Here is a 24,995-nt window from a genome sequence, read left to right on the forward strand (position 1 = left end):
TGCAACAAAGGCCTGACGACTGTCAGATCTGACAGTCGCGACGAGTGGTTATGAGTCGAGGAAGGGGACCACTGTGGCGCGGACGTTGGGAGCCTTGCCAGACACGGGTTGGGAAATGCCCTTTGGCAGGCCGGGGATGGGACTTTCGGAAGCTCAGTAATCGTCGCCGCGTTCGGTGACGTCCTTCTCGACCATCGGTGCATTCGGGTCCTGTCCCGCCGGGAACTTGCCCTTGAGGTTCCAGGCAAACGCGATGATCTCGGCAATCGTCAGGTAAAGCTCCTGCGGAATGCTGTCGCCCAGCTCCATCCGCGCCAGCAACTTCACCAGCTCGGCGTTCTCGTAGATCGGCACTTCATAGTCGCGGGCGATCCGCAGGATTTCTTCGGCCAGCTCTTCGTCGCCCTTGGCGGTGAGGGTCGGGGCGTGGCTGCCGTCGTATTTGAGGGCGATGGCCTGGCGTGGAGCAGTGGAATCGTTCATGCGGTTTCGTCGACCCAGCGGTGTTCGAGACGGGTTTGGTTGCCTTGCGGCGGGGTGCCGAGGTGGCAGTCGAGATCGCCGACGTTGAGACCCGAATCCAGCAGGCGCTGGCGCAGGGCGCTCAGGTTGTTTTCGATCAGGCTCGCGGTAAAGGGGCGTTCGGCCCAGAGCTGACTCGACAGGCTGCCACTGATCAGTTGCGCCTGAATCTGCATCGGCCCCAGCGGTTCCATGTCGAAGGCCAGATCGACGCGCCACAGCTGCTGTTTGGTTTCGCGCTCACTGTCTCGGCGGTCATTCTTCTGTTCTTCCTGCGGGGCTTCTTCGCGCTGGAACTTGACCTGCAACGGCACGATGTCCTGCATATTGCGCATCGGGATTTCCAGTTGCCAGGTGCTGAGCAGTCGACCGTCGTCGGTCACGCCGGTCTGTTCCAGGCTCGACAGCTGATGGCTTTGCAGGCGCGAGACAGCGGCGGCCGCCAGGCGCAGCAGATGTTCCAGATCACCTTCACCTTCCAGGCTTTGCAACAGCCGGTCCGGCAGCGGGAAGCTGCTCGGCACCGGTTTGGCGCTGACCTGACCGAGCATGCCGAGGGCATTGCGCACGAAGCTCGGCATCGCCTGGGCCAGTGTGTTGGCGGCGATGATGGCGTTCAGGTTGGTATTGCCGGGCAGGCCGGGGGTGAGTTGCGCGATCAGCTTGAGCAGATCGGCTTTCATGTCCGGGGTCAGCGTCGGGTTTTGCCCGGTCAACAGTTTGGCTTCAAGAAACGCGCCGCTGTTGAGCAGTGCCTGGGCCAGGCCTTTGGGCGTGGTCAGTTGCTCGACGTCCGGCAGATTGGCCAGCAGCCGGTCCACGGCGGCGCGCAGATCACTGGAGGTCTGATCGTCGGCGGGCGGCAGGCTCTGGAGCATTTTCAGCAAACCGTCCAGCGAACCCTGGCGGCTCTGCTGGCTGACCAGTTGCTGACTGACCGCCAATTGTTCCTGGCGATTGCTCAGCGGCAGGAATTTCAGGGTCTGGGAATCCTGTACCAGCGCCGACAGCAGGGTGCCGATGCGCAACGGTTGCGGGCTGTCGAGGCTCAGGGTGCTGCCGCTCAATACCGTGTTGAGCAGGCTGACCGTCGAGCGGAACACCGTCGGCTGCCCTGGCACTTGCGGCAAGGCCTGATTCGTCAGCACTTTGCCTTGCAGCAACGTACCGACCGGCAATTGCGCGGTATCGATGCGGGTTAGGGTGGCGACAGCCGTGGCGATGGCCTGTTGCACGGTGACCGCGAGATTGCCCGCCGACGGCTGGGTGACGGCCAGGTTGGTGCCTTGCGGCAGCGGCAGGGGGCTGGTCGCCTGCACGGTGGTCTGACGGCCGCTGTCGAGGGTGACCTTGAGCAGCACCTGAAAGGCCTGGTCCGCAGGCTTGAGCGACAACACCTCGGCCTTGGCGCTCTGGCCGGCGGCAATCAGTCCGTCCATCGGCGTCAGCAGCTTGAGCAGCTCGCCGCTGACCTGCAAACGTGAGTTCGCCGGTGTGGGTTGCGGGAGCGGGAGGATGTTCATTTCGCCTGTCATACGCGGACACAACCTGAGGAAAATGCGCTCGGGAGAGGGAGAGACGCCATGTATAATGCCGCCCGTCTTTCCGTTCGTTCAAAAAACATAGCAATTGTTTGACGCAGCTCTCTGGATTGAGCCGTCATTGCATTTATGCTGCAACTCTTTAACGGCCGCCCCAGAGCCGACTTGAACCGTATAAGGCCCGTGAACCCTTGACCAGTCCTGTCCTGCAAACCGTTGGCCTCGCGTGTGAGCGCGATCTCAGGCTGCTCTTCGAAAATCTCGAATTGAGACTGGCCAGTGGCGATATGGTGCAGATCAGCGGTCCCAACGGCAGCGGCAAGACCAGTCTCTTGCGTTTGCTGTCCGGCCTGATGCAACCGACCGACGGTCAGGTGCTGCTCAACGGCAAACCGCTGAGCGAGCAACGCAGCGAACTGGCGCGCAACCTGCTGTGGATCGGCCATGCCGCCGGCATCAAGGACCTGCTCACCCCGGAAGAAAACCTCGCCTGGCTCTGCGCCCTGCATCAACCTGCCGAACGCGACGCGATCTGGCAGGCACTGGCGGCGGTTGGATTGCGCGGTTTCGAAGATGTTCCCTGTCATAGCCTGTCCGCCGGTCAGCAGCGCCGCGTGGCGTTGGCGCGCCTTTACCTCGACAGCCCGCCGCTGTGGATTCTCGATGAACCGTTCACCGCGCTGGACAAGCAGGGCGTGGCGCAACTCGAAGAACACCTGGCCAATCACTGCGAGCAGGGCGGTCTGGTGGTGTTGACCACCCACCACACGCTGAGCCGGATGCCGGCCGGTTATCGCGACATCGATCTGGGGAATTGGGCGGTATGAGTGTGTTCGGCCTGCTGGTTGCCCGTGAATCCCGACTGCTGTTCCGCCGCCCGGCGGAGCTGGCCAATCCGCTGATTTTCTTCGCCATCGTCATCGCGCTGTTCCCGCTGGCCGTCGGACCGGAAACTCAAGTATTGCAAAACTTGTCCCCGGGGTTAGTCTGGGTGGCGGCACTCTTGTCGGTCCTGCTCTCGCTGGACGGGCTTTTTCGCAGTGATTTCGAAGACGGATCCCTTGAACAGTGGGTCCTTTCGCCGCACCCCCTGCCACTTCTGGTATTGGCCAAGGTGCTGGCACACTGGCTTTTTTCCGGGCTGGCACTGGTTTTGCTCTCGCCGTTACTGGCGTTGATGCTCGGGTTGCCGGCTGCGTGTCTGCCGGTATTGCTGCTTTCGTTGTTGCTGGGTACACCGGTGCTGAGCTTGCTCGGCGCGGTGGGCGCGGCGCTGACGGTCGGTCTGAAACGCGGTGGCCTGTTACTGGCGCTGCTGATTCTGCCGTTGTACATCCCGGTGTTGATCCTCGGCAGTGGCGCCTTGCAGGCGGCACTGCAAGGCATGCCGGCGATGGGTTATCTGTTGTGGCTTGGCAGCCTGACCGCCCTGGCGATAACCCTGACACCCTTTGCAATAGCTGCTGGCCTGAAGATCAGCGTCGGCGAATAATGAGGTCTGGTTAAAATTTAACCAGCAAAGACCCTGAGACTGCTCACACCGATGAGCGGCACCCGTGATGGAAACAGTATGAACTGGACCTGGTTTCACAAGCTCGGCTCGCCCAAGTGGTTCTATGGCATCAGCAGCAGGCTGTTGCCGTGGTTGAGCATTGCCGCGTTGCTGCTGATCACCGTTGGCGTCGTCTGGGGCCTGGCCTTCGCGCCGCCGGACTATCAGCAAGGCAACAGCTTTCGCATCATCTACATCCACGTACCCGCTGCGATGCTCGCTCAGTCGATCTACGTGATGCTGGCGGTGTGCGGTGTGGTCGGGCTGGTGTGGAAGATGAAACTGGCCGACGTCGCCCTGCAATGCGCCGCACCGATCGGCGCGTGGATGACCGCCGTGGCGCTGGTCACCGGGGCGATCTGGGGCAAACCGACCTGGGGTTCGTGGTGGGTCTGGGACGCGCGCCTGACCTCGATGCTGATTCTGCTGTTCCTGTATTTCGGCGTGATCGCCCTGGGCAACGCCATCAGCAATCGCGACAGCGCCGCCAAGGCCTGCGCGGTGCTGGCTATCGTCGGCGTGATCAACATTCCGATCATCAAATACTCGGTGGAGTGGTGGAACACCCTGCACCAGGGCGCGACTTTCACCCTCACCGAAAAACCGGCGATGCCCGCCGAAATGTGGCTGCCGCTGCTGCTGACGGTGCTGGGTTTCTACTGTTTCTTCGGCGCCGTGCTGTTGCTGCGCATGCGCCTTGAAGTGCTCAAGCGCGAGGCCCGCGCCAGTTGGGTGAAAGAAGAAGTGCAGAACAGCCTGGAGGCCGCTCGATGAGTTTCGCGTCATTCGGCGACTTCCTCGCCATGGGTCATCATGGCCTGTATGTCTGGTCGGCCTACGGCATCTGCCTGGCGGTGCTGGCCCTCAACGTGGCGGCGCCGATCCTGGCCCGCAAGCGGTATCTGCAACAAGAGGCGCGTCGTCTGCGCCGGGAGAACGGCAAGTGAATCCGCTGCGCAAAAAGCGTCTTATCATCATTCTGGCGATTCTGGTCGGGGTCGGCGCTGCCGTCGGCCTGGCCCTGAGCGCCCTGCAGCAGAACATCAATCTGTTTTACACCCCGACCCAGATCGCCAACGGCGAAGCGCCGCAGGACACCCGCATCCGCGCCGGCGGCATGGTCGAGAAAGGTTCGCTGCAACGCTCCTCGGACTCCCTGGACGTCAAATTCGTGGTCACTGACTTCAACAAGTCCGTGACCATCACCTATCGTGGAATCCTGCCGGACCTGTTCCGCGAAGGGCAGGGCATCGTCGCACTGGGCAAGCTCAACGCCGACGGCGTCGTGGTCGCCGATGAAGTGCTGGCCAAGCACGACGAGAAATACATGCCGCCGGAAGTGACCAAAGCACTGAAGGACAGCGGTCAATCCGCGCCAACCCCTGCGAAGGAGGGTTGATCGATGACATCCAGCATTTTCATTCCTGAGTTGGGCCATCTGGCCATGATCCTGGCGCTGTGTTTCGCGCTGGTGCAGGCCGTGGTGCCGTTGCTCGGTGCCTGGCGCGGCGACCGTCTGTGGATGGGCCTCGCCCAGCCAGCGGCGTGGGGGCAGTTTGCGTTCCTGTTGTTTGCCTTTGGCGTCCTGACCTACGCGTTCATGACCGACGATTTCTCCGTGGCTTACGTCGCGATGAACTCCAACAGCGCGCTGCCGTGGTACTACAAGTTCAGCGCGGTGTGGGGCGCCCACGAGGGTTCGCTGCTGCTGTGGGCCTTGATCCTCGGGGGCTGGACCTTCGCGGTGTCGGTGTTCTCCCGGCAACTGCCGCAAGTCATGCTTGCTCGCGTGCTGGCGGTGATGGGCATGATCAGCACCGGTTTCCTGTTGTTCCTGATCCTCACCTCCAACCCGTTTTCGCGAATCCTGCCGCAGATCCCGGCCGACGGTCGTGACCTCAATCCGTTGCTGCAGGATATCGGCCTGATCGTCCATCCGCCGATGCTGTACATGGGCTACGTCGGTTTCTCGGTGGCCTTCGCGTTCGCCATCGCCGCACTGCTCGGCGGTCGTCTCGATGCGGCGTGGGCGCGCTGGTCGCGTCCGTGGACGATTGTCGCCTGGGCCTTTCTCGGCATCGGCATCACCCTCGGTTCGTGGTGGGCTTACTACGAACTCGGCTGGGGCGGCTGGTGGTTCTGGGACCCGGTGGAAAACGCCTCGTTCATGCCTTGGCTGGTGGGCACGGCGCTGATCCACTCGCTGGCAGTCACGGAAAAACGTGGCGTGTTCAAGAGCTGGACGGTGTTGCTGGCGATTGCCGCCTTCTCCCTGAGCCTGCTCGGCACCTTCCTCGTGCGTTCCGGCGTGCTGACGTCGGTACACGCGTTTGCCTCCGATCCGGAGCGCGGCGTGTTCATCCTGATCTTCCTGCTGTTCGTGGTCGGTGGTTCGCTGACGCTGTTTGCCTTGCGCGCGCCGGTGGTCAAGAGCCAGGTCGGTTTTAACCTGTGGTCGCGGGAAACCCTGCTGCTGGGCAACAACCTGGTGCTGGTGGTGGCTGCGTCGATGATCCTGCTCGGCACGCTGTATCCGCTGATTCTCGATGCCATCAGCGGCGCCAAGTTGTCGGTCGGCCCGCCGTATTTCAACGCGCTGTTCATTCCGTTGATGGCCTTGCTGATGGTGGTGATGGCGGTCGGTGTGATCGTGCGCTGGAAAGACACACCGGTGAAATGGCTGGTCAGCATGCTCACTCCGGTGCTGCTGGGCAGCGTGGCGCTGGCCGTGGTGGCCGGTGTTGCCTATGGCGATTTCAACTGGGCGGTGCTGGCGACGTTCCTGCTGGCGGCCTGGGTGTTGCTGGCCGGCGTGCGCGACATCTTCGACAAGACCCGCCACAAAGGCCTGATCAAAGGTCTGCCAACTCTGACCCGCAGCTACTGGGGCATGCAACTCGCTCACCTCGGGATCGCCGTCTGCGCCCTGGGCGTGGTGTTGTCGAGCCAGAACAGTGCCGAACGCGACCTGCGTCTGGCGCCGGGCGAGTCGATGGAACTGGCCGGTTATCAGTTCGTGTTTGAAGGCGCCAAACATTTTGAAGGCCCGAACTTCACCTCCGACAAAGGCACCATCCGGGTGATCCGCGATGGCCGGGAAATCAGCGTGCTGCACCCGGAAAAACGCCTGTACACCGTGCAGAGTTCGATGATGACCGAAGCCGGGATCGACGCCGGTTTCACCCGCGACCTCTACGTCGCATTGGGTGAGCCACTGGGCGATGGCGCCTGGGCGGTGCGGGTACACGTCAAACCGTTTGTGCGCTGGATCTGGTTCGGTGGTCTGCTGACCGGTTTCGGTGGTTTGCTGGCGGCGCTGGATCGGCGCTACCGGGTCAAGGTCAAAGCCAAGGTGCGTGAAGCGCTGGGCATGGAAGGAGCCGCTGCATGAGACGTTGGTTGATGCTGGTGCCATTGGCGATTTTCCTGCTGGTGGCCGTATTCCTTTATCGCGGTCTGTACCTGGATCCGGCGGAGCTGCCGTCGGCGATGATCAACAAGCCGTTCCCGGAGTTTTCCCTGCCGGCGGTGCAGGGCGACAAGACCCTGACCAAGGCTGACATTCTCGGCAAACCGGCACTGGTCAATGTCTGGGGTACCTGGTGCATTTCCTGCCGGGTCGAGCACCCGGTGCTGAACAAACTCGCCGAGCGCGGCGTGGTGATCTACGGCATCAACTACAAGGACACCAACGCCGATGCATTGAAGTGGCTGGCCGAATTCCACAATCCGTATCAACTGGACATCCGCGACGACGAAGGCTCCCTGGGCCTGAACCTCGGTGTCTACGGCGCGCCGGAAACCTTCTTCATCGACGCCAAGGGCATCATCCGCGACAAGTACGTCGGGGTGATCGACGAGCAGGTCTGGCGCGAAAAACTGGCGGCCAAGTATCAGGCGCTGGTTGACGAGGCCAAGCCATGAAGCGCTTTTTAGCCGCCATGGTGTTGGGCTTGAGTCTGGCGGGTGTGGCTCACGCCGCCATCGACACCTACGAGTTCGCCAAAGAAGGCGATCGCGAGCGTTTCCGTGAGTTGACCAAGGAACTGCGCTGCCCCAAATGCCAGAACCAGGACATCGCCGATTCCAACGCGCCGATTGCCGCAGACCTGCGCAAAGAGATTTTCCGCATGCTCGGCGAGGGCAAGGACAATCAGCAGATCATCGACTTCATGGTCGACCGCTACGGTGATTTCGTGCGCTACAAACCGGCGCTCAATGCCAAGACCGCGCTGCTGTGGTTTGGCCCCGCCGGATTGTTGCTCGGCGGTTTTGTCGTCATCGCCGTGATCGTCCGCCGCCGTCGCGGGCAACGTGCCGAGACTCCGCAATCGCTGTCCCCTGAAGAGCGTCAGCGCCTCGACCAACTGTTGGATAAAAACCAAGAATGATTGATTTCTGGCTTGCCGCAGGGCTGTTGCTTCTGGTCGCCCTGAGTTTTCTGCTGATCCCCGTTCTGCGTGAACGACGCGCCCAGCGTGAAGAGGATCGGACTGCCCTGAACGTCGCGCTGTATCAGGAACGTGTCGCCGAGTTGCAATCGCAGCAGGCCGAGGGCGTTCTCGATGCCGCGCAAATGGACAGCGGCCGTGCCGAAGCGGCGCGGGAACTGCTGGCCGACACCGAGGGCGTGGCTCCAGCGCGGGTTTCGCGTCTGGGCAAACCATTGCCGCTGCTGGCGGCCGTGCTGGTGCCGGTGTTGGGCCTGGGCCTCTATATGCATTTTGGTGCCGCCGACAAAGTCGAACTGACCCGGGAATTCGCCCAGGCGCCGCAGTCGATGGAAGAGATGACCCAGCGTCTGGAACGCGCCGTGGCCGCGCAACCGGATTCCGCCGAAGGCCTGTACTTCCTCGGTCGTACCTACATGGCTCAGGATCGTCCGGCAGACGCGGCGAAGATGTTCGAACGCGCCGCCAACCTGGCCGGTCGTCAGCCGGAACTGCTCGGCCAGTGGGCGCAGGCGCAGTACTTCGCCGATGGCAAGAAGTGGTCGGAGAAGATTCAGGCCCTGACTGACGAAGCACTGAAGGCTGATCCGAAAGAAGTCACCAGCCTCGGCCTGCTGGGCATCGCCGCATTCGAAGGCGAGCGCTATCAGCAAGCCATCGATTACTGGAACCGTCTGCTGGCGCAACTGCCGCCGGAAGACAAATCCCGTGAGCCTCTGCAAGGCGGCATCGCCCGCGCCACTGAAAAACTTGAGGCCAGCGGCGGTAAGGTCGCCCAGGCTCCGGTCGCGAAAACCGCGCTGCTCAAGGTCAGCGTCGATCTGGCCGCCGAGCTCAAGGGCAAGGTGCAACCGGGTGACAGCGTGTTCATCTTCGCCCGCGCGGTCTCCGGTCCTCCAGCACCGCTGGCCGCCAAGCGACTGACCGTCGCCGACCTGCCGGTGACCGTCGAACTGGGCGACGCCGACGCAATGATGCCGCAATTGAAACTGTCGAACTTCCCCGAAGTCCAACTGGTTGCGCGCATCTCCCGAGCCGGTCAACCGACCGCCGGTGAGTGGGTCGGCCGCAGCGGGCCTCTGGCCAGCAGCACCACCGCGCCACAAAAACTGACCATCGACAGCCCGGACAAATAGCCGGAACCAACAGGAAAGCACCGCCATGAACGCCATCGCCCGAATCACAGTCCTCACACTGGCCCTGGGCTTGAGCGCATGTGCGGTGCAACGACCGGAGCCGACCACAAGGCTGCCGCCGATTCCGCCATCACAACCCGGCCCGACCCCGTCGACCACCCCGACGCCGGGCAAACCGGGCATCCCGGCCAAACCCGCGAAACCGGCCCCACGCACCTCCGCCAGCTTCGCCCCACCACCGGGCGGCAATAGCCACTGGGATCAGAAGCTGGGCGTGTATGTGCTGGATGACCAGACCAACACCTTCTACCGCCAGCGCACCTACTACCGCTGGAACAACGGCTGGAGCCGCTCGATCAGCCCGAACGGACCGTGGGAAGAAACCAATATCCACGGCGTACCGGCGGGGCTGGGCAAGCAGTTCGGGGAGTAATGGAAAACGGCGATCTTTGGATCGCCGTTTTGCTGTGTGGGGTAATGAACTTTCAAAGGATCACGTGATAGCCGCTGAGTGCCTGGACCGACTTAACCAGGCCTTGTCGTTGCAGTAGATCAAGAAAGGTTTCGACGTCCATGGCAGGCATTTTCAGCTGCCGACGCTGCTTTTGGGCCGCAGCAACCACAGCTGCAGGATCAAGCCCAAAGAGGTTATCGACGAACTCGTCCGGATGCTGCGCCTCGATGCCGAAAGGCTCCAGCGTTTTGCATGGAAAGTCTTTCTGGTTGAAGGTCACTATCACACTTGCGCCGCAACGGATGGCCGCTGCCAGAACATGACGATCATCGCAGTCAGGCAACGTGAGTCCGGTAATCAGATCTTCATAGTCATGGACGCAGGCGTCGGGTATCGCTTGATCCATCAGGCCGGACGTACGATCCAGCTGTTCCATCGTCAGGTCAGGGCGGTTCTTCAGCAGATTGCGTTTTCATTCGCAGTGAATCTCCTGAGTCCATCTCGCCCGAAATCGTCCTGAGAGCGCAAGCCACATCAGAAAATCTCTCAAGGGAGCGGGGTACAAGACGCATGCATCGTATACAACTGTGAAAGAGGAATGCCTCACTCGTATCCTGTCCTTAACGCCTGGGCTTGTTCCGCGAGAAGCGCCATTGCCTGCTCGCTGGCGGTGGTGCGCCGGTTCTTATAGTCCATCAGATCGGCAAAGCGCACACGTCGGTGCTTGCCTGTTTTGTGGTAGGACAACTCGCCGCTTTCCAGCAGTTTTATGAGGTGTGGACGTGAGACGTTGAGCAGGTCGGCGGCTTCCTGGGTCGTCAATTCGGCATGCACCGGAACGACCTGGACCGCGTTGCCGGCTGCCAGCTCCGCCAGAATGTCGATCAGCAGGCGCAGGGCGGAGGTGGGAAGTTCGACGCGATGAGCTTCGTTCCGCTCGTCGAAAATCTGAATGTGCTGAGTCTCGAAATGGGTCGCGAGGTAAGCAGCCAGAGCGCGCTGTCCTTCAATGGCGGCTTTTACTTCGCGTTCTACAGGGAGGCTGATCGAGGGATGGATAACGGTCGACATGGCGAGTCCGGCTTTGGGAATGAGGAATGCCGGAACGTTATTCGAAATAAGCGAAAATCGCAATAAACGAAACGAGTGCTGGTTTTACGACATTTCCGCCAACACCCCCTGCACATATTCAACAAACGCCCGCGCCTTCGCGCTGGCCATCCGTCCCGTCGGAAACACCGCCCACAGCTCCTGCTTCGGCAACACCCAGTCGCTCATGACAGCCTTCACTGCGCCACTGGCCAGTTCCGGTGCAAACATCCACTCCGAGCCCAGCCCCAGGCCCTGATGGGCGAGAACCGCCTCACGCAAACCTTCGGCAGCACTGACGCGCAGGCGGCCATTGACGGTCACGGACTGTTCTTCGCCATCCTTGTTGAAATGCCAGGTCGCGCCACCGCCGCGGTTGTAGATGACGGCGCGATGTTGGGTCAGATCGGCAGGGCAGGCGGGTTTACCGTGACTGGCAAAGTAGGCCGGTGTGCCCAGCACGACGCGCCGGCATTCGGCGATCTTGCGTACGGTCAGGCCGGAGTCGCTGAGCGGGCCCAGGCGCAGGGCAACGTCGATGCCTTCTTCCACGAGGTTGATGTTCTGGTCGTCGAGCAGCAGGTCGACATTGAGCTGCGGGTGTTGATCGAGGAACGGCCCCAGGTGTGGAACCACATGCATCCGGCCGAAGGTGACGGCGGTGCTGATGCGCAGGTTGCCACTCAGGCCGCTGGCGGCGCCGCGAGCTGCATTGTCGGCCTCGTCGGCTTCTTCGAGGGTGCGTTTGGCCCGTTCGAAAAACGCCAGCCCGGCTTCGGTCGGCGTCAGGCCTCGGGTCGAACGCAACAGCAGGCGCACGGCGAGTCGGGTTTCGAGTTGGGCGATGGTTTTCGACACGGCCGGCTGACCGATATTCAGCCGCCGGGCGGCAGCGGAAAACGAGCCGGTTTCCACGACGTAGACAAAGGTTTCCATGGCGGTGAGGCGGTCCATCGGGTGTCCTTGTGCCAGTAATCAGAACGCGGCTTTGCCCACCGAGGCGCCGCCGTCGACAAACAAGGTCTGCCCGGTGATGAATCCGCTTTGCTCGGACAACAGAAAGGCAATGGCCGAAGCGATCTCTTCCGGTTGCCCGAGACGGCCCATCGGCACCCCGGCCAGATACCGCGCTTCTCCTTCGCTGCCCGGCGGGTTGTTGGCGCGGAACAGTTCGGTCTCGGTCGGCCCCGGCGCGACGGCGTTGACGGTAATCCCGGTCTGCGCCAGTTCCAGCGCCCACGAGCGCGTGAAACTGACCAGCGCCGCTTTCGCCGCCGCATACGCGGTGCGCTGAGCGATACCAAGCACGGTCAGGCTGGAAATGTTCACCACCCGACCCCAGCCGCGCGTGCGCATGCCCGGCAACAATGCCTGAGTCGCCTGCAAGGCCGAATGCAGGTTGACCCGCATCACATCGTCGAACGCATCGAGATCGATGTCCCCCAACGCTTGCGGTCGCACCAGCCCGACATTGTTCACCAGTCCGTCGAACTCATAAGTGCGCGCCAGATCCGCCAGCACTTCACCGGCGAGCTTGCGATCACTCAGGTCCAGCGGAAACAGAATCCCCGGGAAACTCAGATCCGGCTTACGGGCAATCCCCACCACCCGATGCCCGGCCCGATCCAGATGCTCGGCCAGCGCCCGCCCGATACCCTTGCTGGCGCCGGTGATGAGGAAGGTACGACGGGTCATGGCAACTCCTTGGGGGGGGGGGCGGATTGTTCGGGCGGTTTTGATGGGGTGAGGGTGCTGAGTGTAATGCGGGTTGTGCGTGGCGTCCTCAAACGGCATGCGGTGATTGCAACGGTTCTGGAAAACACGCTGCAACATAACCGACCGTCGTTCTGCGAATTTCTGTGCTTGAGTAAATATAACTCTAGGGTTACTTTTGTTTGGCCGAAGCAAGGAGACGCTTGGTGCAGAGCAGGTTATTGATCAAGGAGCTGGAGGAGGCAGGCTGGACGCTGGATCGGGTTACCGGCAGTCATCACATCTTCACGCACCGTTACAACCCTTACACGATTCCCGTTCCTCACCCGAAAAAGGATTTGCCGGTCGGAACGGTCAAGAGCATCAGGAGGCGTGCCGGGTTGCACAACCCGCCAGCCAGTTACAAAGGAGATCCGTAATGCAATATCCAATCTGCATCGAGTGGGGCGACGAGAACACCGCCATCGGTATTCAGATCCCCGATATTCCCGGCGCTGTGACGGCCGGAGATACGTTTGAGGATGCCTACAACGCTGCCGTCGAGATTGCACACATCATGCTGCAGGAGATTGCAGCGGAAGGTGATTCGATTCCGATGCCGACTTCTGCGGCTGCTCATCGCAACAATCCAGAGTTCGCGGACATGGGTTGGGGCATGCTGGAGCTGGACATCTCGCCCTACATGGGCAAGACCGAAAAGGTCAATGTGACACTGCCCGGTTACGTCATCCAGCGGATTGACCGCTACGTGCGAGAACATAATGTCAAAAGCCGCTCTTCCTTTCTGGCGGATGCCGCCATGGAAAAACTGGTTCGGCATTGAGCATCAGGCACTGTCGGATCAGCGATCCGACAGTGCTTTCAAGTTTCTAGGCAGTCGCCAAAACACCCTTTTGCGAAACACTCAAGAACCGCACCAGTGCCAGTAACGGGAACACGCTGCCGACGATCACGATCCACAGCCAGCCGCCGTGCTCATACACCGCGCTGGCGATCGACGAGCCGAAGGCACCGCCGATGAAGATGCTGGTCATGTACAGCGCGTTGAGGCGACCGCGGCTTTTGGCGTCGAGGGAGTAGACCGCGCGCTGGCCGAGTACCATGTTCATTTGCACGCAGAAGTCGAGCACGACGCCGGTCACGGCCAGGCCTATCACGCTGTAGGCCGGGTGGATGAAGGCGGGCAGGAAGCTCAGGCTGGCGAACAGCATGGCCAGCAGCGAGGCGACGCGAGTGTGGCCGGCGTCGGCCAGGCGTCCGCTGATCGGCGCGGCAATCGCACCGATGGCGCCGACCAGGGCGAAGATCGCGATTTCACTCTGGGACAGGCCATGGTTGCGCGCCAGTTCCAGTGGCACGGCGGTCCAGAACAAGCTGAAGGTGGCGAACATGCAGGCCTGGTAGAACGCCCGCTGACGCAGCACCGGTTGCTTGCGCAGCAGTGTCCACAACGATCCGAGCAACTGGCCGTAGGAAGCGCTGTGATCCGGTTGGCGCTTGGGCACGGTCAACGCCAGGACGACGCTGATTGCCGCCATCAACCCTGCCGCGATCATGAACATCGCCCGCCAGCCAAAATGGTCGGCGACTACGCTCGACACCGGACGCGCCAGCAGAATGCCCAACAGCAGGCCGCCCATGATTCCGCCGACGACACGTCCGCGAGATTCCTCCGGCGCCAGGTGCGCCGCCAAGGGCACCAGCACCTGCACCGAAACCGAACTGAAACCCACCAGCAACGAAATCAGCAGGAACACATTGGGCTGATCGGTGAACGCCGCCCCGAGCAGGCTGGCAATCGCCACCACCGTGGTGATGATCATCAAGCGGCGGTTTTCCAGCAGATCCGCCAGCGGCACCAGGAAAAACAGGCCCAGCGCATAACCGATCTGGGTCAGCGACACGATGAAACTAGCCATGGTGTCGGTCAGACCGATGTCCGGGGCAATCAGGCCGATGATCGGCTGGGCGTAGTAGATGTTGGCAACGATGGCGCCGCAGCAGAAAGCGAACAGCAGCACCATGCCTCGGGTCATTGCGTGAGTTGTGGCGGTCATAGGGTTTCTCGATCCAGCGAAAAGGAATGCGGTGAGGCTAAGGGACGAACCGGGCCGGCGGTAGAAGCCTTGGATCGATATCAGTTATTCCGTTGCGGAATAGGTGGCGGCCGGTGAGGTGTCGTCCATCGGCGAACCTTGCGTCCGACCGGGGAGGGGCGATGATACATTCACTTACATCTTGTTCGATAGCGTGCTTATGTTGTCAGTGGATTTCCACCTGCAAACAACCGGAGGATTGCGATGTTTCGTCAGCTGCTTCGCCACACCACGACTCTTGCATTGATCGGCGTGCTCAGCGCCGGCAGCGTCTACGCCGGTGACGCCCCGGGGATGCGCATTGGCGTGCGCGGCGAAATCACCGGGGTCAGCCCCGAGTCGCTCAAGGTTCACGTCAACAGCGGTGAAAACGTGGTGGTTCAGTTGACCCCGGACACCAAGGTCCGCGCGGTTACCCTGGCCAATATCGAAGACATCAAGCCCGGCAGTTACATTGGCTCGGCAGCCATTCCCCAGGAGGATGGGACGCTCAAGGCGTTGGAGGTGCATGTCTTCCCGCCGGAGCTGGCCGGCAGTGGCGATGGCCATCGGCCGTTCGACCTGGCCAAGGGCAGCAGCATGACCAATGGCAGCGTCGGTGATCTGGTGGTGAGCAACGGCCGGGTGCTGACCGTCAACTACAAGGGCGGCCAGCAGAAGATCCTGGTGCCGGAGGATGTGCCGATCGTCAACCTGGCGCCCGGCGATCGCAGCCTGCTCAAGGTTGGGGTGAAGATCGTCACCTTCGTCACCCAGAGCGCGGACGGAACGTTGACCGCGCAATCGATCTCGGCCGGCAAGGATGGCGTGAAACCGCCGATGTGAACGCATAAAAAAGGCGACCTCTTCAGGTCGCCTTTTTCATGTCAGCTCACGCCTTACTGGCCGCTGTAGATCTGGTCGAAGATCCCGCCATCGTTGAAGTGGGTCTTCTGCACGGTGCGCCAGTCGCCGAAGGTCTTCTCGACCGACAGGAAGTCGACTTTCGGGAAGCGGTCGGTGTACTTGGCCAGTACCGCCGGGTCACGTGGACGCAGGTAGTTGGCGGCGGCGATCTCCTGGCCTTCCGGCGACCACAGGTACTTCAGGTATTCCTCGGCAGCGGCGCGAGAGCCTTTCTTCTCGACGACTTTGTCGACCACCGACACCGGCGGCTCGGCTTCGGCGGAGACGCTTGGGTAGATGACTTCGAACTGGTCGCGGCCGAACTCGCGGGCGATCATTTCGGCTTCGTTCTCGAAGGTCACCAGCACGTCGCCGATCTGGTTGGTCATGAACGTGGTAGTCGCGGCGCGGCCACCGGTGTCCAGCACTGGCGCTTGCTTGAACAGCTTGCCGACGAAGTCTTTCGCCTTGTTCTCGTCACCGCCGTTTTTCAGCACATAGCCCCACGCCGACAGGTAGGTGTAGCGGCCGTTACCCGAGGTTTTCGGGTTCGGCACGATCACCTGCACGCCGTCCTTGAGCAGGTCCGGCCAGTCTTTCAGGGCTTTCGGGTTGCCTTTGCGGACGATGAACACAGTGGCCGAAGTGAACGGCGCACTGTTGTTCGGCAGACGGGTGACCCAGTCTTTCGGCACCAGTTGACCGTTGTCCGCCAGGGCGTTGATGTCGGTGGCCATGTTCATGGTAATGACGTCAGCCGGCAGGCCGTCGATGACCGAGCGCGCCTGCTTGCTTGAGCCACCGAAAGACATCTGCACGGTGATGCTCTCTTTGTGTTCGGCCTGCCAGTGTCTCTGGAACGCAGCGTTGTAGTCCTTGTAGAAATCGCGCATCACGTCGTAGGAAACGTTGAGCAGGGTCGGTGCGGCTTGAGCGACGCTACCGAAGGCAAGACCAGCGGCGAGAAGTGAGGCGCCAAAGAGTTTTTTCACTGCGCATTCCTTGTTCTGTAGGGGGTGTCTTTACAAAGATGAGGCCATTTGCCAGCGACTATAGCGGGGCGCGCATAGTCACTTAAAGATTAAAAAAAACTTTGCTTATTCCATTTTCTTGAACAGCGCATTGCCACAACGGGAGCAGAACGACGCTTCCTGTTCATGGTTGTTTTTTGTGCACACCGGGCAGTCGTGCTGCAACTGACCCCCGCGCATGGCCGTGGCCAGTTCAGCGGTGAAAATCCCGGTGGGCACGGCGATGATCGAGTAACCAGTCACCATCACCAGCGACGAAATCACCTGGCCGAGAACGGTCTTGGGCACGATGTCGCCGTAACCCACGGTGGTCAGGGTCACGATAGCCCAATAGATGCCTTTGGGAATGCTGGTGAAGCCGTGTTCCGGGCCTTCGACCACGTACATCAAGGTGCCGAACACCGTGACCAGGGTGCAGACGCTGAGCAGGAACACGAGGATTTTCTGCTTGCTGCCGCGCAGGGCATCGAGCAGGTAATGCGCCTGTTTCAGGTACGGGCCGAGCTTGAGTACGCGGAAGATCCGCAGCATCCGGATCACCCGGATGATCAGCAGGTACTGGGCATCGCTGTAATACAGCGCGAGGATGCCGGGCACGATCGCCAGCAAGTCCACCAGCCCGTAGAAACTGAAGGCGTAGCGCAGCGGTTTGGGCGAGCAGTACAGGCGCAGCAGGTACTCGCCGAGGAAGATGACCGTGAAGCCCCATTCGATATACGCCAGCACATTGGCGTAGTTCTGGTGGACGTCGTCGATGCTGTCGAGGATCACGATCACCAGACTGGCGAAGATGATCAGCAGCAGGGTCTTGTCGAAACGGCGGCCAGCCACCGTGTCGGTCTGGAAAATGATCACGTACAGGCGATCACGCCACGTGTTGTTACCGTTCATGCACATCGCCTTGGCCATCAATCAGCGCAGCCTAGGTTGATTCTCCCCGTTAGCGCAAGGCGCGGCGTTGATCTGCGGTTGGCGCATCAGGCGAATGCCGGTGCGCAGCAGCCAGCAGGCGAGAATGAAGGGCGCCGTGAGGGTCGCCAGACCCAGGGCGCTGAACAGTGGCGTCAACAACAGTGCCAGGCCGATGCCGAACAGCGGCAACCACGGTTGCTGGCGTTGTGCGCTGAAGGCGAGGGCGGCGAGCACCGCGTTGTAGCCGCCCAGACCCAGCAGCGCGACCTGGCTGTCGTGGTGCAACAGGCTGGAACCGAGGCCAATCACCGAAGCCAACAGCGCCCAGGCGAAGGCTCGGCGATCGGCGATCAGCAAACCGGCAGCGATCAATCCACCGGCCAACGGATGGTCGAGGAACATCACCTGACCAAAGCCTTTCAGGGCAGCACCGAGCAGGTTCAGGGTGTTCAGTTCAAGTGCCGGTGCCGGCGTCGAAGGCTCGGCGAAACACAGGAATACCCAGCTCAGCAACACGAACGGCGCAGTGTAGGCGGGCAGGTATTCAGTGAGGCGTGCGCGTTTGAGCCACTGCTGCGTGATCATCGCGCTCAGACCACCGGCCGCCAGAATCAGCGGTGGCAGCATCGGCGACCAGGGGAAATACAGGCTCAGCAACAGGCCGACCAGCACGCCGTTGTAGCTGAACAGTCCGGCCTGGCGATCCGCCTTGGCATAGTTGCGGCGTTGCGCGGTGAGCAAACCGGCGACCGCGCCGAGCAGCGCGCCGGCGAACAGCACCGGCGCGGTGAATAAAATGGCCAAAAGGCACAGGAGTCCACACAGCGGATGGCGCTGGAGGAATATCTGACTGAAGCCGTTGAGCAAGGCCTCGGCCCAGTCGGGGCAGTGGGTGTTGAAATGGTTGGCAGGCATGTCTGGAGAATCTGGGCAGTGGGGAAATCAAAAGGTCTTGCTTGAAGCTGTGGCGAGGGAGCTCGTACCCGGCTAATGCGGTGTCTCTTGTGGAAACCGTCATGCCGAGCGACGGGAGCACGCTCCCGCGCCACACAGGTGTTACTTAAATCAATGTTTCGATCCGCAGCGAATTAGTCGACCCCGGTTGCCCAAACGGCACACCCGCGGTGATCAGCAACGTATCGCCACGCTCGGCCATTCCTTGAGCCTGAGCGATTTCCAGCGCGGTCGAGCACACCTCATCCACCTGACGCAGGCGATCATTGACCACCGAATGAATGCCCCACGCCACGCTCAGACGGCGGGCGGTCTGCAGGTTCGGTGTCAGGTTGAGGATCGGCGCCTTTGGCCGCTCCCGCGCCGCACGCAGACTCGATGCACCGGACTCGCTGTAATTGACCAGTACCGCCACCGGCAGCACGTTGCTGATGCGACGGATCGCGCAACTGATCGCATCGGACACGGTCGCTTCGGCTTTCGGCCGGCTGACGTCGAGTTGGGTCTGGTAATCCGGACCGTTCTCCACCTGGCGGATGATCTTGCTCATCATCTGCACGGCTTCCAGCGGGTACTCGCCGGACGCGGTTTCGGCCGACAGCATCACCGCATCGGCGCCTTCGGCCACGGCATTGGCAACGTCGGTGACTTCGGCGCGGGTCGGCGCCGGGGAGAAGCGCATCGATTCGAGCATCTGCGTCGCCACCACCACCGGTTTGCCGAGTTGGCGGCATGTGGTGATGATGTTTTTCTGGATTTGCGGCACGCTCTCGGCCGGCACTTCCACGCCGAGGTCACCGCGAGCCACCATGATCGCGTCGCTCAGTTCGGCGATTTCGCGCAGTTGCTCGACGGCCGACGGCTTCTCGATCTTCGCCATCAGGAACGCCTTGTCGCCGATCAGTGCGCGGGCTTCGATAATGTCCTGCGGACGCTGCACGAACGACAGCGCGACCCAGTCCACACCCAGCTCCAGACCGAAGCTCAAGTCGCGGCGATCCTTGGTGGTCAACGGGCTCAGGTCGAGCACCGCTTGCGGCACGTTCACGCCTTTGCGATCCGACAATTCGCCGCCATTGAGCACGGTGGTGTCGATCGCATCGGTGTATTTGGTGACGACGCGCAGACGCAGTTTGCCGTCATCCAGCAGCAGGTCCATCCCGGCTTCCAGCGCGGCGATGATCTCCGGATGCGGCAGGTTCACCCGGCGTTCGTCGCCCGGCGTCGCGTCCAGATCAAGGCGGAACGCCTGACCGCGATGCAACTGAACCTTGCCGTCAGCGAACTTGCCGACCCGCAGCTTCGGCCCTTGCAGGTCCATCAGGATCCCGAGCGGATAGTTGAGCTGGCGCTCGACTTCGCGGATCCACTGATAGCGCTTGGCGTGGTCGGCGTGATCGCCGTGGCTGAAGTTGAGGCGGAAGATATTGACCCCGGCCTCGACCAGCTCGCGGATGTCTTCAATGCCGTCGACGGCAGGCCCGAGGGTGGCGAGGATTTTGACCTTTTTGTCAGGCGTCATGATTTAGAGCTCTCGAGGATCAGGATGGCGCGGAAGTCGTTGACGTTGGTGCGGGTCGGCTCGGTGACGATCAGCGCATCGAGCGCCTCGAAGTAGCCGTAACCGTTGTTGTTATCCAGCTCGTCGCTGGCGCTCAGGCCCAGGGCGGCGGCGCGGGCGTAGCTGTCCGGGGTCATGATCGCGCCGGCGTTGTCTTCCGAGCCGTCGATGCCGTCGGTGTCACCGGCCAAGGCATAGACGCCCGGCTGGCCCTTGAGGCTGTCGGTGAGGCTGAGGAGGAATTCGGCGTTGCGTCCGCCACGGCCATTGCCGCGCACGGTCACCGTGGTTTCGCCGCCTGAGAGGATCACGCACGGCGCTGCCAGCGGCTGGCCGTGATGAATGATCTGGCGGGCGATGCCGGCGTGGACTTTCGCCACTTCGCGGGATTCGCCTTCCAGGTCGCCGAGAATCAGCGTGCTGAAACCGGCCTGACGGCATTTCACCGCCGCCGCATCCAGCGATTGCTGAGGGCGGGCGATCAACTGGAAGTGACTGCGGGCCAGGCTCGGATCACCGGGTTTGACGGTTTCCGATTCCGGGCTTTGCAGCCAGCTGCGCACCGACGCCGGAATCTCGATGCCGTAGCGCTTGATGATCGCCAGCGCTTCGGCGCTGGTGCTCGGGTCGGCCACGGTCGGGCCGGAGGCGATGACCGTGGCGAGGTCGCCCGGTACATCGGAAATCGCATAGGTATAAACAGTCGCAGGCCAGCAGGCCTTGCCCAGGCGTCCGCCCTTGATCGCCGAGAGGTGCTTGCGCACGCAGTTCATCTCGCCGATGGTCGCGCCGGATTTGAGCAGGGCTTTGTTGATCGACTGCTTGTCGGCCAGGGTGATGCCTTCGGCCGGCAGCGCCAGCAGGGCAGAGCCACCGCCGGACAGCAGGAAAATCACGCGGTCGTCTTCGGTCAGGTGGCTGACCAGTTCCAGCACCCGTTTGGCCACGGCCAGACCGGCAGCGTCCGGCACCGGGTGCGCGGCTTCGACCACTTCGATTTTTTCGCACGGGGCGCCGTGACCGTAGCGGGTCACCACGAGGCCCGAGACTTCGCCTTCCCAGCAGCGTTCGACCACTTGCGCCATGGCAGCGGCAGCCTTGCCGGCGCCGATGACGATCACGCGACCGCTGCGATCGGCAGGCAGATGGGCTTCGAGGACCTGGTTCGGATGGGCCGCGTCGATGGCTGTGGCAAACAGCTCGCGCAGCAGTTGTTGCGGATCGACCGACATGGCGGGCTCCCGGAATTCTTGTTATTGGAAGGGCAACTCGGTCCAGTGTGGAAGCAGGGCTGCTTCCACACTGGGGGCAGGGCAGGGCTTACTTCTTGTCGCGAATCGAGAAGTTGGCCATGTGTTCCAGGCCCTTGATCAGCGCCGAGTGGTCCCAGTTGCTGCCACCGATGGCCGCGCAGGTGCTGAACACTTGCTGGGCGTTGGCGGTGTTCGGCAGGTTGATGTTCAGCTCCTTGGCGCCTTGCAGGGCCAGGTTCAGGTCCTTCTGGTGCAGGCTGATGCGGAAGCCCGGATCGAAGGTGCCTTTGATCATGCGGTCGCCATGCACTTCGAGGATCTTCGAGGACGCGAAGCCGCCCATCAGCGCTTCACGCACCTTGGCCGGATCGGCACCGTTTTTCGAAGCGAACAGCAGGGCTTCGGCGACGGCCTGAATGTTCAGGGCGACGATGATCTGGTTCGCGACTTTGGCGGTCTGACCGTCGCCATTGCCACCGACCAGGGTGATGTTCTTGCCCATGGCCTGGAACAGCGGCAGTGCGCGTTCGAAGGCATCGGCGTCGCCGCCGACCATGATGCTCAGGGTCGCAGCCTTGGCGCCGACTTCACCACCGGACACTGGAGCGTCGAGGTATTGCGCGCCTTTTTCGTTGATCTTCGCCGCGAAAGCTTTGGTGGCGGTCGGCGAGATCGAGCTCATGTCGATCACCACCTTGCCTTTGCCGATGCCGGCAGCGACGCCGTCGGCGCGGAACAGCACGTCATCGACCTGCGGGGTATCCGGCACCATGACGATGATGAATTCAGCTTCCTGCGCCACTTCGCGCGGGTTGGCCAGGGCGACGGCGCCAGCGGCGACCAGGTCGGCAGGGGCGGCGTCGTGGTGCGCCGACAGGAACAGGCTGTGACCGGCTTTCTGCAGGTTCGCCGCCATTGGGTGGCCCATGATGCCGGTGCCGATGAATCCGATTTTAGCCATGAGAAATTCCTCTTGTTTTTGTCTTGCTCAAGCAAATAGGGGGTCAGATCGCGTTGTGGCTCTTCAGCCAGCCGAGACCTGCTTCAGTGGTGGTCAGCGGTTTGTATTCGCAGCCGACCCAGCCCTGATAACCGATGCGATCGAGGTGTTCGAACAGGAAGCGGTAATTGATTTCGCCAGTGCCCGGCTCGTTGCGGCCCGGGTTGTCGGCCAACTGCACATGGTTGATCTCGGCCAGGTGCGATTGCAGCGTGCGGGCCAGATCGCCTTCCATGATTTGCATGTGATAGATGTCGTATTGCAGGAACAGATTGGCGCTGCCGACCTGTTCGCGAATCGACAGGGCCTGCGCCGTGTTGTTCAGGTAGAAACCCGGGATGTCGCGGGTGTTGATCGCTTCCATCACCAGTTTGATACCGACGGCTTGCAGCTTGTCGGCGGCGTACTTGAGGTTGGCGACGAAGGTCTTTTCAACGGTGGCATCGTCCACGCCCTGCGGACGGATACCGGCCAGGCAGTTGACCTGGGTGTTGCCCAGCACCTGGGCGTAAGCGATGGCCAGATCGACCCCGGCGCGGAACTCTTCGACCCGGTCCGGCAGGCACGCGATACCGCGCTCGCCCTTGGCCCAGTCACCGGCCGGCAGGTTGAACAGCACTTGGGTCAGACCGTTGGCGTCGAGTTTGGCCTTGATTTCGGCAGAGCTGAAATCGTAGGGGAACAGGTATTCAACACCGCTGAAGCCAGCCTTGGCGGCGGCGTCGAAACGGGCAAGGAAATCCTGTTCGGTGAACAGCATGGACAGGTTGGCTGCGAAACGCGGCATGGTGGTCTCCCGTTAGAGTGATCGTTCCCGCGCCCGGCGCGGGAACGAACGGCAAGCAGTTTTAATCGAGCAGCGAAATCGCCGTTGGCGCATCGTTGCCGACCAGCGCCAGGTCTTCGAATTCGTTGACGGCGTTGATCTCGGTGCCCATGGAGATGTTGGTCACACGCTCCAGAATGATCTCGACGATCACCGGCACCTTGAACTCTTCGATCATCTGTTCGGCCTTGCGCAGGGCAGGGGCGATTTCAGATGGTTCGAACACACGCAGCGCCTTGCAGCCCAGGCCTTCGGCAACCGCGACGTGGTCGACACCGTAACCGTTGAGTTCCGGCGCGTTCAGGTTATCGAAGGACAGCTGCACGCAGTAGTCCATTTCGAACCCGCGCTGGGCCTGACGGATCAGCCCCAGGTACGAGTTGTTCACCACGACGTGGATGTACGGCAGATTGAACTGAGCGCCGACCGCCAGTTCCTCGATCATGAACTGGAAGTCATAGTCCCCCGACAGGGCCACGACTTTACGGTTCGGATCGGCCTTCACCACGCCCAGCGCTGCCGGAATGGTCCAGCCCAATGGGCCCGCCTGGCCGCAGTTGATCCAGTGACGCGGCTTGTAGACGTGCAGGAACTGCGCGCCGGCAATCTGCGACAGACCGATGGTGCTGACGTAGCAGGTGTCTTTGCCGAACACCTGGTTCATTTCTTCATACACGCGCTGCGGCTTGACCGGCACGTTGTCGAAGTGGGTCTTGCGTTGCAGGCTGGACTTGCGCTGCTGGCAGTCTTGCAGCCATGCACTGCGGTTTTTCAGTTTGCCGGCGGCTTGCCATTCACGAGCGACTTCGATGAACACGGTCAGCGCGGCGGCAGCGTCGGAAACGATGCCCAGGTCCGGGGTGAACACGCGGCCGATCTGGGTGCCTTCGATGTCGACGTGAATGAACTTGCGACCTTCGGTGTACACGTCGACCGAACCGGTGTGACGGTTGGCCCAGCGGTTACCGATGCCCAGCACCACGTCGGATTTCAGCATCGTGGCGTTGCCGTAACGGTGCGAAGTCTGCAGACCGACCATGCCGACCATCAGCGGGTGATCGTCCGGAATGGTGCCCCAGCCCATCAGGGTCGGGATGACCGGGATGCCGGTCAGCTCGGCGAACTCCACCAGCAGGTCGCTGGCGTCGGCATTGATGATGCCGCCACCGGCCACCAGCAATGGACGCTCGGCCTGATCGAGCAGTGCCAGGGCCTTTTCAACCTGCACGCGAGTCGCGCTTGGCTTGGCCAGCGGCAGTGGCTGGTAGGCGTCGATGTCGAATTCGATTTCGGCCATCTGCACGTCGAACGGCAGGTCGATCAGCACCGGGCCCGGACGGCCGGAGCGCATTTCAAAGAAGGCTTTCTGGAACGCGTAAGGCACCTGGCCCGGCTCCAGAACGGTGGTCGCCCACTTGGTCACTGGCTTGACGATGCTGGTGATGTCGACCGCCTGGAAGTCTTCCTTGTGCATACGGGCGCGAGGGGCTTGCCCTGTGATGCAGAGGATCGGGATCGAGTCCGCGGAGGCGCTGTACAGACCGGTGACCATGTCGGTGCCGGCAGGGCCGGAAGTACCGATGCACACGCCGATGTTACCGGCCTTGGTGCGAGTGTAGCCCTCGGCCATGTGCGAGGCGCCTTCAACGTGGCGAGCAAGGACGTGATCGATGCCACCGACTTTCTGCAGGGCGGAATACAGCGGGTTGATTGCAGCGCCCGGAATGCCAAAAGCGGTATCAACCCCTTCACGGCGCATCACCAGAACGGCGGCTTCGATTGCTCTCATTTTGCTCATGGTTTTGTGCCTCTTTACGTTTTGTAATTGTATACAAGTGGCTTTGCGCAGAGTGTATTCACGGCGGACGGCGCAGGTCAATCCATTTTCTCAAGCGGCTGTTTTATTCGTCGGAAGCCTGTTCTGCTGTGGCTTTTCGTCGCATGGAGCGCTTTTCGAGAATTATTGTATACAAAAAAATAATTCATTGTGTTCTATTTGTTGCATCGGGCTGCGGCACA

At 61.7% G+C, this 24,995-nt stretch carries 27 protein-coding genes and 1 pseudogene; 13 read left to right on the plus strand and 15 right to left on the minus strand.

Annotation, left to right across the window (positions count from 1 at the left end; genetic code table 11):
• Positions 1-153: 153 nt before the first annotated feature.
• Complete coding sequence (locus AC1RME_RS27220; protein ID WP_096822156.1) at positions 154-483, minus strand: EscU/YscU/HrcU family type III secretion system export apparatus switch protein; 330 nt, start codon at positions 481-483, stop codon at positions 154-156.
• The gene (gene fliK / locus AC1RME_RS27225; protein WP_096822155.1) at positions 480-2,057 is read right to left on the minus strand and encodes a flagellar hook-length control protein FliK; all 1,578 of its coding nucleotides are present in this window, start codon (positions 2,055-2,057) and stop codon (positions 480-482) included. The genes AC1RME_RS27220 and fliK overlap by 4 nt, the downstream gene beginning before the upstream one ends.
• Positions 2,058-2,254: 197 nt before the next feature.
• Here fliK and ccmA point away from each other — a divergent pair, with 197 nt between their 5' ends.
• The 10 genes from ccmA to AC1RME_RS27275 all read left to right on the plus strand — a co-directional run bounded on the left by ccmA (position 2,255) and on the right by AC1RME_RS27275 (position 9,635).
• A complete protein-coding gene (gene ccmA, locus AC1RME_RS27230) occupies positions 2,255-2,890 on the plus strand; it encodes a cytochrome c biogenesis heme-transporting ATPase CcmA (protein ID WP_096822154.1) in 636 nt (211 codons plus the stop codon).
• Positions 2,887-3,555, plus strand: coding sequence for a heme exporter protein CcmB (gene ccmB / locus AC1RME_RS27235; RefSeq protein ID WP_096822153.1), 669 nt, complete (start codon positions 2,887-2,889; stop codon positions 3,553-3,555). Before ccmA ends, ccmB begins: the two co-directional genes overlap by 4 nt.
• A 78-nt stretch (positions 3,556-3,633) precedes the next feature.
• Positions 3,634-4,389, plus strand: coding sequence for a heme ABC transporter permease (locus AC1RME_RS27240; RefSeq protein ID WP_096822152.1), 756 nt, complete (start codon positions 3,634-3,636; stop codon positions 4,387-4,389).
• On the plus strand, positions 4,386-4,562 hold the full coding sequence (gene ccmD / locus AC1RME_RS27245) for a heme exporter protein CcmD (RefSeq protein WP_008055370.1): 177 nt from the start codon (positions 4,386-4,388) through the stop codon (positions 4,560-4,562). The genes AC1RME_RS27240 and ccmD overlap by 4 nt, the downstream gene beginning before the upstream one ends.
• Positions 4,559-5,014 carry a cytochrome c maturation protein CcmE gene (gene ccmE / locus AC1RME_RS27250; RefSeq protein ID WP_096822151.1) on the plus strand — a complete coding sequence of 152 codons (456 nt, stop codon included), beginning with the start codon at positions 4,559-4,561 and terminating at the stop codon, positions 5,012-5,014. The genes ccmD and ccmE overlap by 4 nt, the downstream gene beginning before the upstream one ends.
• A gap of 3 nt (positions 5,015-5,017) precedes the next feature.
• Complete coding sequence (locus AC1RME_RS27255) at positions 5,018-7,006, plus strand: heme lyase CcmF/NrfE family subunit (protein ID WP_102620350.1); 1,989 nt, start codon at positions 5,018-5,020, stop codon at positions 7,004-7,006.
• Positions 7,003-7,539: a DsbE family thiol:disulfide interchange protein gene (locus AC1RME_RS27260; RefSeq protein WP_007959246.1), complete on the plus strand. Its 537-nt coding sequence runs from the start codon at positions 7,003-7,005 to the stop codon at positions 7,537-7,539. The genes AC1RME_RS27255 and AC1RME_RS27260 overlap by 4 nt, the downstream gene beginning before the upstream one ends.
• On the plus strand, positions 7,536-8,006 hold the full coding sequence (locus AC1RME_RS27265; RefSeq protein ID WP_011333089.1) for a cytochrome c-type biogenesis protein: 471 nt from the start codon (positions 7,536-7,538) through the stop codon (positions 8,004-8,006). The genes AC1RME_RS27260 and AC1RME_RS27265 overlap by 4 nt, the downstream gene beginning before the upstream one ends.
• Positions 8,003-9,202 carry a c-type cytochrome biogenesis protein CcmI gene (gene ccmI, locus AC1RME_RS27270; protein ID WP_096822149.1) on the plus strand — a complete coding sequence of 400 codons (1,200 nt, stop codon included), beginning with the start codon at positions 8,003-8,005 and terminating at the stop codon, positions 9,200-9,202. Before AC1RME_RS27265 ends, ccmI begins: the two co-directional genes overlap by 4 nt.
• A 25-nt stretch (positions 9,203-9,227) precedes the next feature.
• A complete protein-coding gene (locus AC1RME_RS27275; RefSeq protein WP_493065507.1) occupies positions 9,228-9,635 on the plus strand; it encodes a hypothetical protein in 408 nt (135 codons plus the stop codon).
• A gap of 52 nt (positions 9,636-9,687) precedes the next feature.
• Here the strand turns inward: AC1RME_RS27275 and AC1RME_RS27280 are convergent.
• From AC1RME_RS27280 to AC1RME_RS27295, 4 genes and pseudogenes are all read right to left on the minus strand, one after another.
• Positions 9,688-10,263 (minus strand): annotated as a pseudogene (locus AC1RME_RS27280) (PIN domain-containing protein).
• The gene (locus AC1RME_RS27285) at positions 10,260-10,727 is read right to left on the minus strand and encodes a helix-turn-helix domain-containing protein (RefSeq protein WP_096822147.1); all 468 of its coding nucleotides are present in this window, start codon (positions 10,725-10,727) and stop codon (positions 10,260-10,262) included. Before AC1RME_RS27285 ends, AC1RME_RS27280 begins: the two are co-directional and overlap by 4 nt.
• Before the next feature lie 84 nt (positions 10,728-10,811).
• A complete protein-coding gene (locus tag AC1RME_RS27290) occupies positions 10,812-11,699 on the minus strand; it encodes a LysR family transcriptional regulator (RefSeq protein WP_096822146.1) in 888 nt (295 codons plus the stop codon).
• 21 nt (positions 11,700-11,720) lie between these two features.
• On the minus strand, positions 11,721-12,440 hold the full coding sequence (locus AC1RME_RS27295; protein WP_096822145.1) for an SDR family oxidoreductase: 720 nt from the start codon (positions 12,438-12,440) through the stop codon (positions 11,721-11,723).
• Between the two features lie 224 nt (positions 12,441-12,664).
• On the opposite strand from AC1RME_RS27295, the gene AC1RME_RS27300 reads away from it, so the two are divergent.
• A complete protein-coding gene (locus AC1RME_RS27300) occupies positions 12,665-12,877 on the plus strand; it encodes a type II toxin-antitoxin system HicA family toxin (RefSeq protein ID WP_096822144.1) in 213 nt (70 codons plus the stop codon).
• Entirely contained in the window at positions 12,877-13,281 is a 405-nt protein-coding gene (locus AC1RME_RS27305; protein WP_096822143.1) for a type II toxin-antitoxin system HicB family antitoxin, read from the plus strand. Before AC1RME_RS27300 ends, AC1RME_RS27305 begins: the two co-directional genes overlap by 1 nt.
• Before the next feature lie 46 nt (positions 13,282-13,327).
• On the opposite strand, the gene AC1RME_RS27310 is transcribed toward AC1RME_RS27305, so the two are convergent.
• Entirely contained in the window at positions 13,328-14,515 is a 1,188-nt protein-coding gene (locus AC1RME_RS27310) for an MFS transporter (RefSeq protein ID WP_096822142.1), read from the minus strand.
• 243 nt (positions 14,516-14,758) lie between these two features.
• Between AC1RME_RS27310 and AC1RME_RS27315 the strand changes: the two genes are divergently transcribed.
• Positions 14,759-15,379 (plus strand): DUF5666 domain-containing protein, encoded by a 621-nt coding sequence (locus AC1RME_RS27315; protein ID WP_096822141.1) that lies wholly within the window; start codon positions 14,759-14,761, stop codon positions 15,377-15,379.
• A 53-nt stretch (positions 15,380-15,432) separates the two neighbouring features.
• Here the strand turns inward: AC1RME_RS27315 and AC1RME_RS27320 are convergent, their stop codons facing one another.
• The 8 genes from AC1RME_RS27320 to gcl form a co-directional block, all read right to left on the minus strand.
• Positions 15,433-16,431, minus strand: a complete 999-nt coding sequence (locus AC1RME_RS27320) for a sulfate ABC transporter substrate-binding protein (protein WP_096822140.1) — start codon at positions 16,429-16,431, stop codon at positions 15,433-15,435.
• Between the two features lie 105 nt (positions 16,432-16,536).
• The gene (locus tag AC1RME_RS27325; protein ID WP_096822139.1) at positions 16,537-17,361 is read right to left on the minus strand and encodes an ion transporter; all 825 of its coding nucleotides are present in this window, start codon (positions 17,359-17,361) and stop codon (positions 16,537-16,539) included.
• Positions 17,362-17,382: 21 nt separating this feature from the next.
• Positions 17,383-18,297 (minus strand): urea transporter, encoded by a 915-nt coding sequence (locus AC1RME_RS27330; protein ID WP_096822138.1) that lies wholly within the window; start codon positions 18,295-18,297, stop codon positions 17,383-17,385.
• Between the two features lie 145 nt (positions 18,298-18,442).
• Positions 18,443-19,858, minus strand: coding sequence for a pyruvate kinase (pyk, locus tag AC1RME_RS27335; protein WP_096822137.1), 1,416 nt, complete (start codon positions 19,856-19,858; stop codon positions 18,443-18,445).
• Positions 19,855-21,129, minus strand: coding sequence for a glycerate kinase type-2 family protein (locus tag AC1RME_RS27340; RefSeq protein ID WP_096822136.1), 1,275 nt, complete (start codon positions 21,127-21,129; stop codon positions 19,855-19,857). Before AC1RME_RS27340 ends, pyk begins: the two co-directional genes overlap by 4 nt.
• Before the next feature lie 88 nt (positions 21,130-21,217).
• Complete coding sequence (locus AC1RME_RS27345) at positions 21,218-22,111, minus strand: 2-hydroxy-3-oxopropionate reductase (protein ID WP_007959284.1); 894 nt, start codon at positions 22,109-22,111, stop codon at positions 21,218-21,220.
• Between the two features lie 43 nt (positions 22,112-22,154).
• Positions 22,155-22,937, minus strand: coding sequence for a hydroxypyruvate isomerase (gene hyi, locus AC1RME_RS27350; protein ID WP_096822135.1), 783 nt, complete (start codon positions 22,935-22,937; stop codon positions 22,155-22,157).
• Positions 22,938-22,998: 61 nt separating this feature from the next.
• Complete coding sequence (gcl, locus tag AC1RME_RS27355; protein ID WP_096822134.1) at positions 22,999-24,774, minus strand: glyoxylate carboligase; 1,776 nt, start codon at positions 24,772-24,774, stop codon at positions 22,999-23,001.
• Between the last annotated feature and the right edge of the window lie 221 nt (positions 24,775-24,995).

The sequence above is a fragment of the Pseudomonas sp. GW822-FHT03F08 genome (genome assembly GCF_058801265.1).

Bases quoted from the DNA above. Each gene is read 5' to 3' on its own strand.
- gcl (WP_096822134.1), bottom strand. From the start codon at position 24,774: ATGAGCAAAATGAGAGCAATCGAAGCCGCCGTTCTGGTGATGCGCCGT.
- fliK (WP_096822155.1), bottom strand. From the start codon at position 2,057: ATGACAGGCGAAATGAACATCCTCCCGCTCCCGCAACCCACACCGGCG.
- AC1RME_RS27265 (WP_011333089.1), top strand. From the start codon at position 7,536: ATGAAGCGCTTTTTAGCCGCCATGGTGTTGGGCTTGAGTCTGGCGGGT.
- ccmI (WP_096822149.1), top strand. From the start codon at position 8,003: ATGATTGATTTCTGGCTTGCCGCAGGGCTGTTGCTTCTGGTCGCCCTG.
- AC1RME_RS27275 (WP_493065507.1), top strand. From the start codon at position 9,228: ATGAACGCCATCGCCCGAATCACAGTCCTCACACTGGCCCTGGGCTTG.
- AC1RME_RS27305 (WP_096822143.1), top strand. From the start codon at position 12,877: ATGCAATATCCAATCTGCATCGAGTGGGGCGACGAGAACACCGCCATC.
- AC1RME_RS27295 (WP_096822145.1), bottom strand. From the start codon at position 12,440: ATGACCCGTCGTACCTTCCTCATCACCGGCGCCAGCAAGGGTATCGGG.
- AC1RME_RS27260 (WP_007959246.1), top strand. From the start codon at position 7,003: ATGAGACGTTGGTTGATGCTGGTGCCATTGGCGATTTTCCTGCTGGTG.
- AC1RME_RS27325 (WP_096822139.1), bottom strand. From the start codon at position 17,361: ATGAACGGTAACAACACGTGGCGTGATCGCCTGTACGTGATCATTTTC.
- AC1RME_RS27240 (WP_096822152.1), top strand. From the start codon at position 3,634: ATGAACTGGACCTGGTTTCACAAGCTCGGCTCGCCCAAGTGGTTCTAT.
- AC1RME_RS27345 (WP_007959284.1), bottom strand. From the start codon at position 22,111: ATGGCTAAAATCGGATTCATCGGCACCGGCATCATGGGCCACCCAATG.
- AC1RME_RS27310 (WP_096822142.1), bottom strand. From the start codon at position 14,515: ATGACCGCCACAACTCACGCAATGACCCGAGGCATGGTGCTGCTGTTC.
- ccmB (WP_096822153.1), top strand. From the start codon at position 2,887: ATGAGTGTGTTCGGCCTGCTGGTTGCCCGTGAATCCCGACTGCTGTTC.
- AC1RME_RS27315 (WP_096822141.1), top strand. From the start codon at position 14,759: ATGTTTCGTCAGCTGCTTCGCCACACCACGACTCTTGCATTGATCGGC.
- AC1RME_RS27285 (WP_096822147.1), bottom strand. From the start codon at position 10,727: ATGTCGACCGTTATCCATCCCTCGATCAGCCTCCCTGTAGAACGCGAA.
- AC1RME_RS27255 (WP_102620350.1), top strand. From the start codon at position 5,018: ATGACATCCAGCATTTTCATTCCTGAGTTGGGCCATCTGGCCATGATC.
- AC1RME_RS27220 (WP_096822156.1), bottom strand. From the start codon at position 483: ATGAACGATTCCACTGCTCCACGCCAGGCCATCGCCCTCAAATACGAC.
- AC1RME_RS27330 (WP_096822138.1), bottom strand. From the start codon at position 18,297: ATGCCTGCCAACCATTTCAACACCCACTGCCCCGACTGGGCCGAGGCC.
- ccmD (WP_008055370.1), top strand. From the start codon at position 4,386: ATGAGTTTCGCGTCATTCGGCGACTTCCTCGCCATGGGTCATCATGGC.
- hyi (WP_096822135.1), bottom strand. From the start codon at position 22,937: ATGCCGCGTTTCGCAGCCAACCTGTCCATGCTGTTCACCGAACAGGAT.
- pyk (WP_096822137.1), bottom strand. From the start codon at position 19,858: ATGACGCCTGACAAAAAGGTCAAAATCCTCGCCACCCTCGGGCCTGCC.
- AC1RME_RS27290 (WP_096822146.1), bottom strand. From the start codon at position 11,699: ATGGACCGCCTCACCGCCATGGAAACCTTTGTCTACGTCGTGGAAACC.
- AC1RME_RS27340 (WP_096822136.1), bottom strand. From the start codon at position 21,129: ATGTCGGTCGATCCGCAACAACTGCTGCGCGAGCTGTTTGCCACAGCC.